The 17,145-nt window shown below is 61.4% G+C and carries 15 protein-coding genes and 2 pseudogenes; 10 read left to right on the top strand and 7 right to left on the bottom strand.

The window, feature by feature from the left end; all coding sequences use genetic code 11:
- The first annotated feature begins 26 nt into the window (after positions 1–26).
- Positions 27–1,217 (top strand): glycosyltransferase family 4 protein, encoded by a 1,191-nt coding sequence (locus AB3X95_RS16885; protein ID WP_176120647.1) that lies wholly within the window; start codon positions 27–29, stop codon positions 1,215–1,217.
- Here AB3X95_RS16885 and AB3X95_RS16890 read toward each other — a convergent pair.
- Positions 1,193–2,500, bottom strand: coding sequence for an O-antigen ligase family protein (locus tag AB3X95_RS16890; protein WP_368621965.1), 1,308 nt, complete (start codon positions 2,498–2,500; stop codon positions 1,193–1,195). The two genes, AB3X95_RS16885 and AB3X95_RS16890, sit on opposite strands and share 25 nt — an antisense overlap.
- A gap of 635 nt (positions 2,501–3,135) precedes the next feature.
- On the opposite strand from AB3X95_RS16890, the gene AB3X95_RS16895 reads away from it, so the two are divergent.
- From AB3X95_RS16895 to AB3X95_RS16910, 4 genes are read left to right on the top strand one after another with little or no spacing between them, the layout of a single operon-like run.
- Positions 3,136–4,656, top strand: coding sequence for a mannose-1-phosphate guanylyltransferase/mannose-6-phosphate isomerase (locus tag AB3X95_RS16895; protein WP_368621966.1), 1,521 nt, complete (start codon positions 3,136–3,138; stop codon positions 4,654–4,656).
- A 41-nt stretch (positions 4,657–4,697) separates the two neighbouring features.
- Positions 4,698–6,080: an undecaprenyl-phosphate glucose phosphotransferase gene (locus AB3X95_RS16900; RefSeq protein ID WP_176120650.1), complete on the top strand. Its 1,383-nt coding sequence runs from the start codon at positions 4,698–4,700 to the stop codon at positions 6,078–6,080.
- 2 nt (positions 6,081–6,082) lie between these two features.
- Complete coding sequence (locus AB3X95_RS16905) at positions 6,083–7,168, top strand: sugar-transfer associated ATP-grasp domain-containing protein (RefSeq protein WP_176120651.1); 1,086 nt, start codon at positions 6,083–6,085, stop codon at positions 7,166–7,168.
- A gap of 35 nt (positions 7,169–7,203) precedes the next feature.
- Positions 7,204–7,539, top strand: a complete 336-nt coding sequence (locus AB3X95_RS16910) for a hypothetical protein (protein WP_176120652.1) — start codon at positions 7,204–7,206, stop codon at positions 7,537–7,539.
- 22 nt (positions 7,540–7,561) lie between these two features.
- Here the strand turns inward: AB3X95_RS16910 and AB3X95_RS16915 are convergent, their stop codons facing one another.
- From AB3X95_RS16915 to AB3X95_RS16935, 5 genes and pseudogenes are all read right to left on the bottom strand, one after another.
- On the bottom strand, positions 7,562–7,975 hold the full coding sequence (locus AB3X95_RS16915) for a hypothetical protein (protein WP_176367538.1): 414 nt from the start codon (positions 7,973–7,975) through the stop codon (positions 7,562–7,564).
- 59 nt (positions 7,976–8,034) lie between these two features.
- Positions 8,035–8,292 (bottom strand): annotated as a pseudogene (locus AB3X95_RS16920) (RraA family protein); the annotation flags it as partial.
- A gap of 181 nt (positions 8,293–8,473) precedes the next feature.
- Positions 8,474–8,842, bottom strand: coding sequence for a hypothetical protein (locus AB3X95_RS16925; protein ID WP_176120654.1), 369 nt, complete (start codon positions 8,840–8,842; stop codon positions 8,474–8,476).
- Complete coding sequence (locus AB3X95_RS16930; protein ID WP_176120655.1) at positions 8,829–9,314, bottom strand: glycoside hydrolase family 73 protein; 486 nt, start codon at positions 9,312–9,314, stop codon at positions 8,829–8,831. The genes AB3X95_RS16925 and AB3X95_RS16930 overlap by 14 nt, the downstream gene beginning before the upstream one ends.
- A gap of 176 nt (positions 9,315–9,490) precedes the next feature.
- Positions 9,491–10,426, bottom strand: coding sequence for a LysR family transcriptional regulator (locus tag AB3X95_RS16935; protein ID WP_176120656.1), 936 nt, complete (start codon positions 10,424–10,426; stop codon positions 9,491–9,493).
- A gap of 136 nt (positions 10,427–10,562) precedes the next feature.
- On the opposite strand from AB3X95_RS16935, the gene AB3X95_RS16940 reads away from it, so the two are divergent.
- Together AB3X95_RS16940 and AB3X95_RS16945 are read left to right on the top strand one after the other, a co-directional pair.
- Positions 10,563–11,906 (top strand): MFS transporter, encoded by a 1,344-nt coding sequence (locus tag AB3X95_RS16940; protein WP_368621967.1) that lies wholly within the window; start codon positions 10,563–10,565, stop codon positions 11,904–11,906.
- A gap of 31 nt (positions 11,907–11,937) precedes the next feature.
- Positions 11,938–13,113, top strand: a complete 1,176-nt coding sequence (locus tag AB3X95_RS16945; protein WP_176367542.1) for an L-rhamnonate dehydratase — start codon at positions 11,938–11,940, stop codon at positions 13,111–13,113.
- A 63-nt stretch (positions 13,114–13,176) separates the two neighbouring features.
- On the opposite strand, the gene AB3X95_RS16950 is transcribed toward AB3X95_RS16945, so the two are convergent.
- On the bottom strand, positions 13,177–13,761 hold the full coding sequence (locus tag AB3X95_RS16950) for a LacI family DNA-binding transcriptional regulator (protein WP_368621968.1): 585 nt from the start codon (positions 13,759–13,761) through the stop codon (positions 13,177–13,179).
- Positions 13,762–13,785: 24 nt separating this feature from the next.
- Here AB3X95_RS16950 and AB3X95_RS16955 point away from each other — a divergent pair.
- From AB3X95_RS16955 to AB3X95_RS16965, 3 genes and pseudogenes are all read left to right on the top strand, one after another.
- Positions 13,786–14,781: pseudogene (locus AB3X95_RS16955) on the top strand (ABC transporter ATP-binding protein); the annotation flags it as partial.
- A gap of 77 nt (positions 14,782–14,858) precedes the next feature.
- Positions 14,859–16,112: an ABC transporter substrate-binding protein gene (locus AB3X95_RS16960; protein WP_368621969.1), complete on the top strand. Its 1,254-nt coding sequence runs from the start codon at positions 14,859–14,861 to the stop codon at positions 16,110–16,112.
- A 102-nt stretch (positions 16,113–16,214) separates the two neighbouring features.
- A complete protein-coding gene (locus AB3X95_RS16965; protein WP_176367545.1) occupies positions 16,215–17,120 on the top strand; it encodes a carbohydrate ABC transporter permease in 906 nt (301 codons plus the stop codon).
- The last annotated feature ends 25 nt before the right edge of the window (positions 17,121–17,145 follow it).

Consider the following 17,145-nt stretch of genomic DNA (forward strand, 5'->3'; position numbering starts at 1 on the left):
TGGGTGGATTGTCACAGGAGGTCGAAGTGAAAGTCGCTATTGTTCACGATTGGCTGGTAGTGTCCGGCGGCGCCGAGAAAGTGTTGAAGAACATCATCGAGTGCTTCCCGGATGCGGACGTCTTTTCGATTGTCGATTTTCTCGAAGACCGCGATTGCGTGAAGGGGAAGTCCGTCAATACGTCCTTCATCCAGAAGATGCCATTTGCGCGAAGACGATACCGCGCCTATTTGCCGTTGATGCCGATTGCTATCGAGCAGGTGGATCTGTCCGGCTACGATCTCGTCATTTCGAGCTCCCACGCGGTCGCCAAAGGCGTGCTGACCGGGCCGAACCAGGTGCACATCAGCTACATTCATTCGCCGATCCGCTATGCGTGGGATCTGCAACATCAATACCTGCGCGAATCCCATCTCGACAGAGGACTGCGCTCCGCGTTGGCGCGAGTGCTGCTTCATTACATTCGCGGCTGGGATTCGCGTTCTGCGAACGGCGTCGATCATCTGCTTGCTAATTCCCAGTTCATTGCACGGCGAATCAGAAAGGCCTATCAGCGTGAAGCGACCGTGATCTATCCGCCTGTCGATCTGGCGAATATGTCCATTGGTACGGAGAAAGAGGATTTCTACGTGACGGCGTCGCGGATGGTGCCTTATAAGCGTATTGATCTGATCGTTCAGGCTTTTTCGCAAACGCCCGAGCGCAAGCTGGTCGTGATCGGCGACGGTCCCGATATGAAGAAAATCAAAGCGGTGGCCGGCGACAACGTCAAGATCCTCGGGCATCAGCCGTCCGACGTGCTGGTCGATCATTTGCGGCGCGCGCGTGCATTCGTGTTTGCGGCGGAAGAGGATTTCGGCATTTCCGTGGTCGAAGCGCAGGCATGCGGTACACCGGTGATTGCCTTCGGCCGCGGCGGCGCGCTTGAATCGGTAGTGGGATTGCCGCTCGAGCGGCCCACCGGGGTCTTCTTCGGCGAGCAAAGCACCGCGTCCTTGCTCGAAGCAGTTACCCGTTTCGAGAGCAACGCCGCCTTATTCGATGCACGTGTGTGCCGCAAGAATGCCGAGCGTTTTTCGTCTGAGAACTTCAAGAAGGCGCTGATGGGCTTCGTCGATGCCCGGCTCCCCTATGCGTGCGTCGAGCAGTTCCTTCCCTATGCGCCGAGTCAGTCGCTGCCGGCCGAAGAGCGTCATCTTGCCGACGTTGCGCCGTGAGTCGGGCGCCGCGGCACGGGCTGTGTAGCTCGCGCACCCACGACGCCCGCCTTGCGCGCACCGCGCGGGCCGGGCCTGAATGCAGTGACCGCCAGCGGACGCGCGGCTAGCAGCAGCGAGATTACAAGAGAAAGAATCAATACATTCGACGGCGTGACCAGCCGATGTTCGGTTGCCGACATCACCAGCAGGCATACCGACGAAATCTCGACGAAGCGGAACGCCGCGAAGTGGCGGCCCCCCTCGACCAACGCGGCATACGCCGCCCCCTGCTTGCTCCATTCCACCAGTTTCCAGAAGAACGCGAGGATCAGCGTCAAGCCCACGACGCCGAGCTCGGCGAGGATATTCAGGTACGAGTTGTGAGCGTGTGAGTCGCTGTGCTCGATCACGATGTCGGACGGTACCGCGAACAGATGAAAGTACGAGGTGAGGCTGCCGATATGGTCGTCGAACGAGCCGAAGCCGAGACCGACGAGCGGGCTTTGCACGAAATACGCGAGCGCTCGTGGCCATAGCCACTCGTAGCGGATGTTGAGGTTGTTGACCTTGGCGTCGTTGGCGTGAATCGCGAACGTATAGCCCATGTAGTCGACGTTCGGCTGGGTATGGTAGATCGCGATGGCGGCCGAGGCGATCAGCAGCACGGCGATCAGCGTACCGAGAATCCAGCGCTTGCGGCCAAAGTACAGGTAGGGCAGAACGGCCACCGCGCCGAGCAGCGAGCCGCGGCTGTAGGTCGAAAACAGCATCAGCACCGTGCAGAAGAGCAGCGCGATTATCAGCTTGCTGCGCTTTTGCAGGTAGCACGCCACACCCAGACAGAACAGCATCGCCAGGAAGCCGCCGGCCGCATTACGGGCAATGAAATAGCTGCCGAAGGTGTCGTTAGGGTGAATAAAGATGCTGAACAGCCCGTTCGTGGCGATGTAGTACGCGTACATCGGCAGATTGATGACGACTGCGAAGATGAACAACGAACGCAGCACCTTATTCAGATCCCAGCGGTGCGCATACACGCAACCGGCAAAAATGGGCAGATAGGAGATGAAGAAATTGCCGTCGCGCCGATAGAAGTCGAATTCGAGGAACGACTGCGGATCATAGAGCAGCGTCGAGATGAACGCGAGCACCGTGAAAGCGGTGAGCGGCGTGATGAACGCGGGATAAGTGCGACCGTAGAAGCGCCATGCCAGCAATACCAGCGGGACGAAGCCTATCGCACTGATGGGCACGAAGTTCGTGACTGTCATAAAAAGTGCGAGTAGCGAAAGATAGGCCATTGCAACTCCAGAAAAACGGATGGCGCGCCGGTTGGGGTTGTGCCCATGCGCTGGATGATGGCGAGATTGGGAACAGCGAAAGACTTACAGTGTGGCCGTGCGGGATCACACAGCTGTTTGTCTTTGACAGGAATGCCACGGGACGTTCATTAAACGGTAGCACGTGTCGCTGCTTATTTCCATCGTGCACACTGCAATAGAAGTGCAAGCTCGTTCGCAAGCTTGCGAAATACGGTCCGCGAGCGCCGCCAAAACTTCCGCGCTTCGCGCCAGATGCCCTGTGTCGCAAGGCGCTCTCACTATGATGAATTCATCGGGGCACGGCGTCGACCAGATCCGATGTACGTCGTTGCCACATTCGTTCTTTCGTTTTCAAATCGTTTTCCGGTCGTCGTTGTCGAGCAGACCACTGCGATTCGGCCAGTCAGTTTCCGTACTTCCAGCTCGCGCCGGATTTGCCGTCGGCGCGTGCCTCTATCACTGTGAACTGAACTACTGGTCTGGTCCGTTTGACGCGGACGCCCTGTCGATAAATCAAATCAGACGGTATTTGCGTGGATCGCGGCACACCGCGTTGTTCGGTGTCGTCGAGGAAAACGCGTTCCCGAGCCGGTTTCAATGCGAAGGAGTTTGCGATGGGTAAGGTTAACGCGGCAGCAGCCGCAGTGGATGTCGAAACGATTCGACAGGATGCCGCCGAGTCGGAGTTCCCGACGCTCGTGCAGGTGATTCTCGCCGGTGGTTCCGGCACCCGGTTGTGGCCGGTGTCGCGCGAACAGTTTCCCAAGCAACTGATCGACGTGATCGGTAAGCAGACTTTGCTGCAAGCGACCATGGGGCGCATGGCGGGCTTCGATGCCGCATGGAACGTCGCGGCCGATCCGGTGATCGTCTGCGGCACCGAGCATTATTTCGCCACTTACGAACAGGCGCGCGAGATCGGCGTGAACGCGCGGATCGTGGTCGAGCCTGCGCGTCGCGATACGGCGCCGGCACTGACGCTTGCCGCGCTGACGGCATGCACTGAAGACGGAGATGCGATTCTCGTCGCGATGCCAGCCGACCATGCGATCGCGAATCTGGAAGCGCTGCATCACTCGCTCCAAATCGCCGCAACGCATGCGCGCAACGGCGCGATCGTTACGCTAGGCGTGCCGCCCGAACGGGCCGATACGGGCTTCGGTTATATCCGGCTCGGCGATGCATTGCCCGACGGCGCGCGTCGCATCGAGCGCTTCGTGGAGAAGCCCGCGGCGGAACTCGCGGCCCAGTACGTCGCGTCGGGCAATTACTGGTGGAATAGCGGCATCTTCGTCGTGCGGGCGTCGGTGTGGCTTTCGGTCATCCAGCAGTTTCAGCCGGACATGCACACGGCCTGCATTCAGGCGTATCGCGACGCGAAGAAGACTGAAGAATGCATCATGCCGGACGCCGACGGGTTTCTCGGTTCGCCGTCCGACTCGATCGACTATGCGGTGATGGAACAGCTAGGCAAACCTGAGTCGGCGTTTTCGGGCGTGGTGGTGCCGCTCGAAGCGGGGTGGTCCGATCTCGGCTCGTGGGATGCCGTGTGGCAAGCGATGGAGAAGGACGAGTGCGGTAACGCGGCCAGCGGCCGCGTGCTGTTCGAAGGAGCCACCGCGACCTACGCACGCTCGCAAGGAGGCAGGCTTCTCGCTTGCGTCGGCACCGACAACATGATCGTGATCGAAACCGACGACGCGGTGCTCGTCGCGGATCGCTCGCATGTGCAGGACATCAAGGGACTCGTGTCGCGGATCAGGGCCGAGAAGTCACCGGAAGCCGATGCTCACAGAAAAGTCCGTCGCCCGTGGGGTTTCTATGACTCGATCGATCATGGCGAGCGCTTTCAGGTGAAGCGCATCGTCGTGATGCCGGGTGGCCGTCTGTCGTTGCAGATGCATCATCATCGCGCCGAGCATTGGGTGGTGGTGTGCGGCACTGCGCTCGTCACGCGTGGAGAAGAGCAGTTTCTCCTCGGCGAAAACGAATCGACCTACATCCCGCTAGGTGTTCGCCATCGGCTCGAAAATCCGGGCCGCGTACCGCTGCAGATCATCGAAGTACAGTCCGGCACTTATCTCGGCGAAGACGACATCGTGCGTTTCGACGACAAGTACGGGCGTTGTGGCTGATGCGACGAAGTCGACCTGATACGTCCTATGAGGGGGCTGTGATGCGATTGCTGACTGGTCTGCTGGCGAGAGCGTTCGACGTCGCGATGATCGTGGCTGGGGCCTTCGCGGCCTCACAGGTGCGCTTCGACGGCGGCTCGCAACGGAGCTTCGATTTCGCGTTCGTCGCTTTTGCCGCCGCGTTTGCTCTCGCGGTCTTTCCGGCGCTCGGCGTATATCAGTCCTGGCGGGGCCGCTCGAAAAGAGTGCTGGCGAGCCAGGTGGCGCTCGGCTGGCTCGTCGTGCAGGCGTGCGCGATGGTGCTGATGTTCTCGCTGCACCGGATCGACATCGTGTCGCGGCTCTGGTTCGTGTACTGGACCGGCATTTCGGGCGCCGCGATGATGTCCGGCCGGCTGGTCACGCATGCGCTGCTCGGCCGCATGCGCCATGCGGGGATGAACTTGCAGCAGGTCGCGGTGGCGGCGTGCGGCGATCATTGCGACGAGATCATTCGCAAGATCGAGACCTCGCCCGCTGCCGGCTTTCGCGCGAATGCGTTGTATAACCTGCACCCCGACTGTTGTGTGCCGCCGCACCCGTCGGTGCAGATGTTCGAAGAACAGTCCGCGTTCGCTCGCTACGTGCGCGAGCAGCAGATCGGCGAAGTGTGGCTGGCACTGCCGCTCACCGAGGAGCGCGCGATTCTCAAGCTGGTGGCGGAGTTTCGCAACGACCTGATCAATGTGCGCTTCATGCCCGACGTGCGCTCGCTTGCGCTGTTCGAAGGCAGCATGACCGAGTTGCTCGGCTTGCCGACGATCAATCTCGCCGCGTCGCCGCTGCCGCCCAACGCGTTGGTGCAGAAAGACCTGTTCGACCGTCTGTTCGCGCTCGTCGCTTTGATCGCGATCTCGCCGATCCTGCTGGGCTGCGCGATAGCCGTCAAACTGAGTTCGCGCGGGCCGGTGTTCTTCAAGCAGCGCCGCAAAGGCGCCGACGGCCGAGTATTTACGATCTACAAGTTCCGCACGATGCGCTTGCACGAGCAGAAGCCGGGCATTCTCGAACAGGCGACGCGCGGCGATCCACGCATCACCAGCGTCGGTGCGTTCCTGCGCCGCACGAGTCTCGACGAACTGCCGCAGTTCTTCAACGTGCTGCGCGGCGATATGTCGGTGGTAGGGCCGCGTCCGCATGCGCTCGAACATGACGATCTCTATCAGAACATCGTGTCGGGCTATATTCAGCGTTATCGGATCAAACCCGGCATTACCGGCTGGGCGCAGATCAACGGATATCGCGGCGAGACCGATCGCCTCGAAAAAATGGAAGGCCGTGTTGCACACGATCTGTACTACCTGCGCAACTGGTCATTCTGGCTCGACATGAAGATCATTCTGGCCACGATTTTCAAGGGGCTTCATCATCCAAACGCGTACTAAGCATGATGCTATCCGGAGTTGAAAACGTAGTGAGACGATCAGCAAAGCGGGTCTCGCTTTACCGCTTTCACCACGATCACGGCATGCAGGCGAGAAGAATATTGGAGCGACTGGAAAGCAGATATGGCAAGGCCGACCCGAACAACCTGCGGCTCGCGGACGCCTATGCGCGGGACGTGTTCGGCGACCCGGTCTACGCGCCCTGGCTGCGCGTTTATACCGCGTTTTGCGGCACATTCAAGGAAGGCTGGATTCCGGACAACTACTATGGGATCGTCGTCGTGCCGCATCTGAAAGGCTGGTACGGCAAGATTTCGAGCCTTAAGCCGATTTCACGGCTAATCTTCGACGGCGACGAATTGCCGGACCTGGCGTACTTTGCCAACGGGCTGTTCTTTACGGACAAAAGCGTCGTGGTACCCGAGCGCGATCTGAAGGACGTCGTGTTCGAGCATACCGAGCGCGTCGCCTTCAAGCTCGACGGTTCCGGACAGGGCAATGGTGTCTACTTCTTCGACCGTGCCCACTTCGACCCCGCGGTCATCAGGTCGCTCGGCAATGGCGTGATTCAGACTTTCATCGACCAGCACAGTTTGTTCACTGCGTTTGCTTCGAAACCGGTGGCGACGTTGCGCTTCACGACTGTGGTGGACGACGCCGGCCGCATTTCCGTTCGAGCCTGCTACTTGCGGCTCGGCAGAGCCGAAGATACGCATGTGCTGGCGAATCGCGAAATATGCGTGTCGGTCAATCTGGAGACGGGCGAACTGTGCGACCTGGGGTATATGAGCGACTGGGGCGCGGTGGACGCGCATCCGGACTCGGGCGTGCACTTTGCGGGCGTGAAGATTCCGTGTTTCGACAAGTGCATGGCGACGGTCCTGCGCCTGCACAGGAAGATTCCGTTTGCGCGCTGCATCGGCTGGGATCTCACGGTCGACGCGAACGACCAGGTCAAGTTGATGGAGTGGAACGGCAAGCACAACGACGTCAAATTCAGCGAGGCGACGCAAGGCCCGTGCTTCGCGGATCTGAACTGGGAACGGCTCAGGGCCGAACCTGACTTGGGACGACTGCCACCGGTCTGACCGGGCAGGACAATAAACGCAGCGGGAGACGCGACGTGAGCGAACAGTTATGGTGCGTCCACATCGAAGGGCTGAACGACTTCATTGCCGTCGATTCGGAGGAATCGGCGCGGCACGAGGCGTCGGCGATCAATGCGTATATCGATCGCGCCGACAGAAGGTCGCGTGCCGCGCGTTTGCGCGCGGTGGTGGTCGAATGGCCGTTCAGCGCCGACGGTCACGCCAGAGCGCTCGACACCGACTGGCACGATCTGCAGCATATGCCGCATAGACAGCAGGCTGCGGCGCGCCCCGACAGCGTGCTGTCGAATCTCGCGCGGCGCGTCAAGGAACTGCTGGGTGTCGCACGCGCGGACAGGGACGATGCCTGAACCGTGGCGATGGCAAACCGCGTTATGCGGGCAGCAGCACGTCCTCGATCAGATCCGCGTTCACCGCGCGAATCCTGCGGTCGACAAAGTAACCGCCGCCTTCGACGTAGCGCAAGTACAGTCGCCCGCACGTCGAGCATTGCCATACGCCGCAGCGGTTGTACGGGAAATAGCGCGGCGCGATCGGCGCATCGGCCGACCAGTAGCTCGTTTTATTGGGCAGATATTCGCTGAAGGTCGGCTCGGGATCGTCTTCCGGCATCAACGTGCCGATCTCCTCCAGCAAGGTTTCGTCGAGTGAAAGCGGTTGCGATTGCCAGCCGTCGAGGGGAGTGCGCGTGCATTCGCAAGGCGCGGCGGCGGGTTGTTGTTCCTGGCGCCGCTGCGCCGCGCGCGCGAGGTCGAGAAGGGTTGCAGTGTTCAGGTAGTGCGCCATGTGGCTAGTAGCAAGGGGTTCATGAGCCGTTCATCATCCGGTCGCGCTGCGTCGCGAATCGCACCGTCGATCACGAGCAGGTCGCTGGGGTGGCAGAATTCGAACGCGCGATGAATCGCGAGATTGTCGCCGGGGCGTGTATGGGTCGTCAATGTGGTGCCGGCCAACGGCTTGGGCCGATGATACGGCCGCAAGCCGATCGCGCCGCTTGCGCTCGCTACGTTGCCGCTGAGCAGCGACACCGCGAGCTCGCGCAACGCTTCGAGCGTGGCTGGGCTCGCTTGCGACGCGCATGGAAGTTTACGCGTTGCATTGATCCTGCCCGTTCTCAGGGTCTCGATGCTCGTCAGCTAACCGCTGCGATCAGGAAGGGTTCACGGTGCCGGCTCATGTAGCCGCTCTGGGACGCGGCTGGAGATCGGTTTCTCCGCGAGAATGACGAAGCACTGCCATGAGACACCGTGCGCTCCCGCCAACGCAGTGATGGCGGGAGCGGTGTTAGGGTTTGCGCGGAAGCGGGGCGAAATGTTCGCCGTCACGTCGGTTGGTGACGACATAGCCATCTCGCTTGCGTATCTTCAGAAAGAAGAGCACTGGCGCCGTATTCGGATCGCCACCGCATTCGAGCGTATGGTTCTCGTGAACCCCGACGATGAAATAGTTCTTCTCATCCGAGACGTCGAATAGCAGGCATTGGGTTCGGTTGGAGGAGAGGTGATGCGTTTGGGTGACTTTCGCTGCCCGCTCCGCGGCCTGATCCGCGGTGGAGATCGCTTGCGCCGATGCCGCTGCATGCGCGCTGGCGAGCAGCAAGGCGAAGGTCACCATTCTTGCCCGCATGGTTTTTGCCGGTTCAACGAACGTCATATTGATCAAGTTTGCGTGATTGAATGATACTGATCAATTTAGAGCCGTACTGAGGGTCGGTCGCGTAATGGTTGCGGGCTATTTCAGTAGCGAATCCAATGCTGTCAACATGCAGGAAAGCGGAGCGGAAGCGGGCGTTGTGTTTGAGCATGGCGGCGTAATCGTCCGCGGCCTCGGCATAACTACTATAGGCCCTGAAGGTGCCCGTGGTTGCGACGGATACGCCGTTTACGGTTTCATGTGTACTGAACGTTGTACTTTTTCCATTTGGTGAGCGGCCTTTGATACCGAAGTATGCATTGCCGCTGACGGTCCTCCCCCAGTTACTTTCCAGCGCGGATTGCGCAAGGACTACACCTGCTGGTATTCCGTATTTGCGCTGTATATTCTGCGCGGTGGAAAGGTGGTCATGAATGAAGTTGGAAACATAGGTATCGCCTACGTTCGCGTTGTTCCGACGGTGTTTGGGCATATATGGCTCCTGAATCCCCACAACGGGAACCCCCGAAGCTAACGTGATACTTGACTGTTGGCTATGGGCGAAGGATGAAAGTGACAACCCGCAGTGATCGCTGTATCCAAGCCGGCTCCCTCGCCCGAATCTGGTAGGCCTGAATGCGAGCGGCGAATTGCGTTTCACAGAAGCCCTCACCCCGCGCGAATCGAATCGATGACCAGTTGCATCGCCGGCGTGACGCGCCGGTTTCTGCGCAGAATCAGCCCATACGGTGCGAGCCGGCCGCGCAACGGCGTCGCGACCGCGGCGATCGCATCGAGCGCGACGTAGTACTGCGCGACCGAACTCGGCAGCACGGCGAGCATGTCCGAATCGCGCAGCAACGACAGCGTGGTCAGGATCGACGACGTCTCGACCGTGCTGACCGGCGGCGCGACCCGCGACTCGCGAAACGTTTGATCGATGACCTGGCGCATCGGGCTCGGATGCGGCTGGATGATCCACGGATAGCGTGCAAGGTCCGCCAGCTTCGGCGGCGTCCGAGCTTGTTTGCCTGTTTTCACGGCTGGATGATCGGGCCGCACGACGATCGACAGCGCCTCTTCCGCCAACGTCTCGAAGCTCAGGTCGAGTGCCGGAAAACCATCGGGAATCCGACCGATCACTATATCGAGCTGATCCTGTTGCAGCGACTGCACCAGCACGTCGCTGGTGTCGATCGTGACCGCCATCTGCAGGCGCGGATGCGCCTCCTTCAGCTTGACGATCGTGTGCGTCAGCAATTCGGGCGACGGCGCCATCACCGCGCCGATGCGTACCTTGCCGATGTCGCCGGCCTCGATGCCGGCCAACTCCTCGCGCAGTTCGTCGAGATCCTCGAACACGACACGCGCATAGCGCATCACGGCCTCGCCGAAGATCGTCGGCTCCATGCCGCGCGCATGTCGCACGAATAGGGATACGCCGAGCGTGTCTTCGAGTTCCTGCAAGGCCTTGGTCGCTGCGGGCTGGGTCATCGCGAGATCGTCCGCGGCGCGCCGCAGCGATTCGGTTTCCGACAGCGCGACCATCAGTTGCAGATGACGTAGGCGCAGACGCTTGCGGATGGTAGAGGCGGGCGGGATCATGAGCGATAACTTTAAGGAATCGGCCGATACGAATTATTCAGTGGTCAGTTATCGGATAGTTTCGCACACTAGCGCTTATCGCAGAACGGCGATCGCGACGCCGTTCGCGTTGACAAGACCAAACTGGAGACGACGCATGACGATGACCGCGAGCCCCGCGCTCGACAGCGCGATTACCAAAGCGCGCACGAGGCTGCTGCCTTTTCTGATCCTGATGTACGTACTGGCGTTCATCGACCGCGCGAACGTCGGCTTCGCGAAGAACGTGCTACAGGCCGACACCGGCTTGAGCGACGCGGCGTTCGCCTTCGGCGCCGGCATTTTCTTCGTCGGCTATGCGGTGTTCGAAGTGCCGAGCAATCTGCTGATGTACCGCTTCGGCGCGCGCGTCTGGATGAGCCGCATCATGGTCACGTGGGGCATCGTGTCCGCGTGCACCGCCATCGTCGACAGCGCCACGAGCTTCTATGTGCTGCGCACGCTGCTCGGCATCGCCGAAGCCGGTTTCTTCCCCGGCATCATTCTGTTCCTGTCGAACTGGTTTCCCGCGAAAACGCGCTCGCAGACGATGGGGATGTTCTATTTCGGCTTCCCGCTCGCGCTGTTGCTCGGCAGCCCGATATCGGGTCTGCTGCTCGATGCGGGCAATCCGTTTGGCATGCATCCGTGGCAGTGGCTCTTTGTCGTCGAAGGGCTGGCGGCGTCGGTGGTAGGGGTCGTCGCATACTTCTATCTGACCGACCGGCCCGTCGAGGCGCGCTGGCTCGATCCCGATGAGCGTGATGCGCTCGATCACGCGTTGCGCCAGGAAGACCGCCAGAAGCTCGCGCATGGTCCGGCTTCGGTGCTGGCGGCGCTGCGCGATTCGCGCGTGCTGTTCTGCGGCCTGATCTACTTCGCGGTGCAGATGAGCGTGTACGGTGTCGTGTTCTATCTGCCGACGCGCATCGCCGGGCTTGCGAGCGGTGGCCATGTCGGCGTCGAGGTCGGACTGCTGACCGCGATTCCGTGGATCGCCGCGATCATCGGCACGTTCTGTGTGACGCGCTACGCCGACCGTCACGGTCATCACCGTATCTGGGCCGCGGCGATGCTCGCGCTCGCGGCGTTCGGCATTGCCGCTTCGGCGATGACGTCGTCGGTGACGCTGGCGATTGCCGCGTACTGTTTCGCCGCGATCGGTTTCGTCTGCGTGCAGCCGCTGTTCTGGACGCTACCCACCGGTTACCTGGGCGGCGCCGCGGCCGCGGGCGGCATCGCGTTGATCAATTCGATCGGCAATCTCGGCGGCTTCGTCGCACCGAACCTGAAGGGGCTAGCCGAGCGCGCGATCGGCTCGTCGCAGGCGGGGATGTTCTCGCTCGCGGTGGTCGGCCTGATCGGCGCATTGCTGCTGCTGACGTTCCGCTTCACGTCCGCTGCCGCTTCCAGTTCCATCTCTCATCGCAATGGCCCGCTCGGCGAACGCACGGGCCACTGACTCACCGACTCTCAGAAGGAAATCGTCGAACATGAAGATCAAGCATATCCGTACACGTGTTTTCGAGTGGAAAGGCAAAGTCGTCCCGCCGCAAGCGCATTTCTGCACGAACGCGGTCGATATTCTGTACGAGCGCGGCGACGCGATGGGTTCATTCCGCTTTCACGGCTGGCTCGTCGTCGAAATCGAATGCGACGACGGCACGGTGGGCATCGGCAATTGCGCGCTCGCGCCGCGCATCGCGAAGCAGATCATCGACGAATACCTTGCGCCGATCGCGATCGGCGAAGATCCGTTCGACAACGAGTACATCTGGCAGAAGATGTATCGCCGCACGCTCGCCTGGGGCCGCAAAGGCATCGGCATGGCGGCGATCTCCGCGATCGATATCGCGCTGTGGGACATCATGGGCAAGGCCGTGAAAAAGCCGGTGTTCAAGCTGCTCGGCGGCCGCACGAAAGAAAAGATCTGGTGTTACGCGTCGAAGCTCTATAACAACGACGACCGCGATGCGTTCCTCGGCGAAGCACAAGGCTACCTGGACAGCGGCTTCACCGCGATGAAGATGCGCTTCGGCTACGGCCCGAAAGACGGCCCGAAAGGCATGGCGAAAAACATCGAACAGGTGCGTCTGTTGCGTGAACTGGCCGGCGACGAAGTCGACATCATGCTCGAATGCTATATGGGCTGGACGCTCGAATACGCGCGCAGAATGCTGCCGCGCCTCGCCGAATTCAATCCGCGCTGGATCGAGGAGCCGGTGATCGGCGACGACATCGAAGGCTATCAGGAGCTGAAGAAGATGAACCTGATGCCGGTGTCGGGCGGCGAGCACGAGTTCACGAGCTACGGCTTCAAGGATCTGCTCGAACGCCGCGCGATCGACGTGATCCAGTACGACACGAATCGCGTGGGCGGCATCACGGCCGCGCGCAAGATCAATGCGATGGCCGAAGCGTGGTCGGTGCCGGTTATCCCTCACGCGGGACAGATGCACAACTATCACCTGACGATGTCGAGCACCGCGAGTCCGATGTCGGAGTTCTTCCCCGTGTTCGACGTCGAAGTGGGCAACGAATTGTTCTACTACATCTTCGAAGGCGAGCCGCAACCGGAAAATGGCTATCTGCAACTGTCGGACGACGTGCCGGGCCTGGGCATCCAGTTGAGCGACAAGCATCTTGCCGATTTCAACATCGTCGAATGAATCGACAGACCCGAGGAAAGTATCGTCACGCTGATGGCGATGGAGCGAGCTACCTAAGGCGCGTCAGCGTTTCCTGCGCGGCCCGGTCGAAGCACGCACCACCAGCTCGGGCGGCGGCCCGAGCACCATCGACGGCTGCCGCTCCGGCGTCTGGATCAAACGGATCAGACTCTGGATCGACAACTCCGCGACAGCCGCGGTTTGAATCGCGACCGTGGTCAGCGCCGGATGCACCTGATGCGCGAGCTGAATGTCGGTGATGCCGATCACCGACACGTCGCCGGGAACCGAACGGCCGAGCGTGATCAACGCCTGGATCGCGCCGATCGCGAGCAGGTCGTTGGTCGCGAAGATCGCGCTAAGTTGCGGGCGATTCGCCATCAGCGCCATGCAGGCGGCGAAGCCGGCGTCGATCGAGTCGCGAATTTGCAGCACCGCGGCCGCGTCGGCTTCGATGCCGGCCGCGCGCATCGCCGCCCGAAAACCGTTCGAGCGCGCGTCCTGCAAGCCGCCGCAGCCGTCGCCGATCAGCAAGCCGATCTCGCGATGGCCTAGTCCGAGCAGATGCCGCGCGGCCAATTCGCCCGCGCGCGCGAAGTCGACCGCGATGCACGGTAGCGCGGGCGGCGACTCTGGGTGCTCCCACATCGCGAGCAGAATCGGCGCGCTATTATGATCGCTGGTCTCGAGGACCTCAGCGAAGGCGAGCTGCATATCGGCGGGCGACTCGTCAACGACGTGCCGGCCGCCGAGCGCGGCGTCGCGATGGTGTTCCAAAGCTATGCGCTGTTTCCGCACATGACCGTGTTCGACAACATGGCGTTCGGATTGAAGCTCGCGAAGCAGCCGAAGGACGTGATCGAGCGCAAGGTGCGCGAAGCCGCGCGGATTCTGGAACTGGACAGCCTGCTCGACCGGCATCCGAAAGCGCTGTCGGGCGGCCAGCGGCAGCGCGTCGCGATTGGCCGCGCGATCGTGCGCGAGCCGGGCGTGTTTCTGTTCGACGAGCCGCTGTCGAATCTCGATGCCGCGCTGCGCGGTCAGACGCGCGTCGAGATCGCGCGTCTGCATCAGAGGTTCGCGAACGCGAGCGTGGTGTACGTCACGCACGATCAGATCGAAGCGATGACGCTCGCCGATCGCATCGTGCTGCTGCATGCGGGCGCGGATGCCGAGCGCTTCGGCAGCATCGCGCAGAGCGGTGCGCCGCTCGAGCTGTATCACCGGCCGAAGTCGCGCTTCGTCGCGGGCTTTATCGGCTCGCCGCGCATGAACTTCATCGATGCAGCGGTCGAATCGATCGAGCCGGGCCGCGTGACGGTGGCGCTGGCGGCGGGCGCGCAAAAGCTCGTCGCGGACGTCGATGGAGAACGGTTGCAACGCGGCCAGCCCGTCACGCTCGGCGTGCGCCCGGAGCATCTGCGGCTCGACGGCGACGAACAGTTCATTCAGTGCGCGACCGTGGTGTCGGAGCGGCTCGGCGAGCACAGCTATATCCACGCGGACCATGCAGGCGGCACGCTGATCGCGAAAGCGCCCGGCGATACGCCGCTCGTCGCTGGCGAACGCATCCGCGTTCACGTGCCGCCCGCTGCTTGCCATCTGTTCGACGAACAGGGACTCGCGCTGCGGCGTAGCACGTTCGAACCGGAACGCGCGGCCGCCTGATCGAATTCCGCCATAGAGCGGGTTACATCGCCGGCCACGCTGCGTAGCCGGTCAACAAGGTAGACAAGGAGACATAGATGATTGCTCTTCGCCTTCGCCGTCTTGCCCAGGTGTCGATCGCCGCCGCCGTGGTGGCCGGCGCGCTCGGCAGTGCCGTGGTCGACGCGGCTACGCTGAACGTCAACGTATCGGCGCGCGGTAATCAGCGCTCGACCTGGCAGGACGCATTCGATCAGTTCAAGAAAGCCAATCCCGACATCGACCTGAAAATCACCTACGTGACCGAGGAAGCGTACAAGGTGCAGATGGGCGGTTGGCTCGCGACCGATCCGCCCGATGTCGTGTCGTGGCACGACGGCGAGCGGATGGCCTATTACGCGCAACGTGGTCTGCTCGAAGATCTGAGCTCGGACTGGGCGAAGAACGGCTGGGCGCAGCAGTATGCGTCGGTCAAGGACGCATCGACGTACAAGGGCAAGCAGTATGCGGCGCCGCTCGGCTATGACGCGTACGGCTTCTTCTATCGCAAGGATCTGTTCGAGAAGGCCGGCATCAAGAGCGAGCCGAAAACGTGGGACGAACTGCTCGAAGCCAACAAGAAGTTGAAGGCGATCGGTGTCGCGCCGATCGCGGTGGCCGCACGTGATAGCTGGACGCTGGCCGCGTGGTTCGATTATCTGAATCTGCGCATCAACGGCAACGAGTTCCATCAGAAGCTGATGGCCGGCGAAATTCCGTACACCGATCCGCGCGTGAAGAAGGTCTACACGACGTGGAAGACGCTGCTCGACAACAAAGACTTCATCGACAACGCGCTGTCGTACGACGTCGATTCGATCGGCCCGATCCTGAACAACGGCAAGGCCGCGATGATGCTGATGGGCACGTTCTTCTCGGCGAGCTTCCCGCCGTCCGTCAAGGATCAGATCGGCTTCTTCCGCTTTCCGGTGATCGACGCAAACGTGCCGATGGCAGAAGACGGTCCCGTCAACGTGCTGCTGATTCCGGCGAAGGCAAAGAACAAGGCCGACGCGCGCAAGCTGCTCGCGTTCATGGAAACGCCGAAGATCAACGCGGAACTCGCAAAGGGCTGGGGACAGTTGCCGTCGAACAGCCAGGCCGCTCCGCCTGAAGATGCGATTTCGAAGGTCGGCTTCCAGACGCTCGCGAACACGAAGGGCGGCATCGCGCAGTTCTACGATCGCGACATGCAGAAGGAAATGGCCGACGAAGGCATGAAGGCCATGCAGCAGTTCTACAGCGATCCGTCGCAACTCGACAGCGTGCTCGCTCATCTCGAAGCGACCCGCAAGCGCATCTACCAGAAGTAAGTCCCACGGCGCCGGCCGCTTGAGTGCGGCCGGCTTGCGGGTCCCGCTTCTGGGTCCTGCTTCCGGATCAACTCCGCCTTCGATTTCCGACGAGGCCGTTCCATGTCTCATACCGCAGCGCGCCGCCTGCCCGCGGCGCGGCACCGTCGCGTCTCGACGACGCGTCGTCATCAGCATCGCGCCGCGTTTTTCTTTCTGCTGCCCGGCTGTGCGTTGTTCACGCTGTGCGTGATCTATCCGATCATCAGCAGTATTTCGCTGAGCTTCTACAACTGGGACGGCATGACGCCGAAGACCTTCGCGGGTCTTGCCAACTACGTCGAGCTGTTCCAGTCCGATACGTTCTACACGGCGCTGAAGAACAACCTGATCTGGCTTGCGCTGTTTCTGCTCGCGCCGCCTCTCGGTCTGCTGTTCGCGCTGTATCTGAACCAGCATGTGCGCGGCATGCGCGTCGTGAAATCGCTGTTTTTCGCGCCGTTCGTGCTGTCGGGCGTCGTAGTTGGCCTTGTGTTCAGCTGGTTCTACGATCCGACATTCGGGCTGCTGCGCTTGATCGTCGGTCGCGGCATTCCGGTGCTCGGCGATCCTCACACGGTCACGTTCGGCATCATCTTCGCCGCGCTGTGGCCGCAGGCACCGTTCTGCATGATCCTGTATCTGACCGGACTCACCGGCATCAATCCCGAGGTGGTCGAAGCGGCGCGCATGGAAGGCGCAAAAGGGCTGCGACTGCTGTGGCACGTGATCCTGCCGCAACTGCGGCCCGCCACCTTCATGGCGGTGGTGCTGACCGTGATCGGCGCACTGCGCAGCTTCGATCTGATCGCGGTGATGAGCGGCGGCGGTCCGTTCGACAGTTCCACCGTGCTCGCCTATTTCATGTACGACGAGGCGATCAAGTATTACCGCGAAGGCTATTCCGCCGCGATTGCGGTCGTGCTGTTCGCGATCATGCTCGTCTATATCGTGTTCCATTTGCGCCGCATGCTGCGCGAGGAACGCTGATTCTGTGTACGTCAGGAGTACCAGC

Source organism: Paraburkholderia sp. BR13444, from assembly GCF_040948755.1.
Taxonomy (GTDB): Bacteria; Pseudomonadota; Gammaproteobacteria; order Burkholderiales; family Burkholderiaceae; genus Paraburkholderia; species Paraburkholderia youngii.

Bases quoted from the DNA above. Each gene is read 5' to 3' on its own strand.
- AB3X95_RS16890 (WP_368621965.1), bottom strand. From the start codon at position 2,500: ATGGCCTATCTTTCGCTACTCGCACTTTTTATGACAGTCACGAACTTC.
- AB3X95_RS16895 (WP_368621966.1), top strand. From the start codon at position 3,136: ATGGGTAAGGTTAACGCGGCAGCAGCCGCAGTGGATGTCGAAACGATT.
- AB3X95_RS16900 (WP_176120650.1), top strand. From the start codon at position 4,698: ATGCGATTGCTGACTGGTCTGCTGGCGAGAGCGTTCGACGTCGCGATG.
- AB3X95_RS16905 (WP_176120651.1), top strand. From the start codon at position 6,083: ATGATGCTATCCGGAGTTGAAAACGTAGTGAGACGATCAGCAAAGCGG.
- AB3X95_RS16915 (WP_176367538.1), bottom strand. From the start codon at position 7,975: ATGGCGCACTACCTGAACACTGCAACCCTTCTCGACCTCGCGCGCGCG.
- AB3X95_RS16925 (WP_176120654.1), bottom strand. From the start codon at position 8,842: ATGACGTTCGTTGAACCGGCAAAAACCATGCGGGCAAGAATGGTGACC.
- AB3X95_RS16930 (WP_176120655.1), bottom strand. From the start codon at position 9,314: ATGCCCAAACACCGTCGGAACAACGCGAACGTAGGCGATACCTATGTT.
- AB3X95_RS16935 (WP_176120656.1), bottom strand. From the start codon at position 10,426: ATGATCCCGCCCGCCTCTACCATCCGCAAGCGTCTGCGCCTACGTCAT.
- AB3X95_RS16940 (WP_368621967.1), top strand. From the start codon at position 10,563: ATGACGATGACCGCGAGCCCCGCGCTCGACAGCGCGATTACCAAAGCG.
- AB3X95_RS16945 (WP_176367542.1), top strand. From the start codon at position 11,938: ATGAAGATCAAGCATATCCGTACACGTGTTTTCGAGTGGAAAGGCAAA.
- AB3X95_RS16950 (WP_368621968.1), bottom strand. From the start codon at position 13,761: ATGTGGGAGCACCCAGAGTCGCCGCCCGCGCTACCGTGCATCGCGGTC.
- AB3X95_RS16960 (WP_368621969.1), top strand. From the start codon at position 14,859: ATGATTGCTCTTCGCCTTCGCCGTCTTGCCCAGGTGTCGATCGCCGCC.
- AB3X95_RS16965 (WP_176367545.1), top strand. From the start codon at position 16,215: ATGTCTCATACCGCAGCGCGCCGCCTGCCCGCGGCGCGGCACCGTCGC.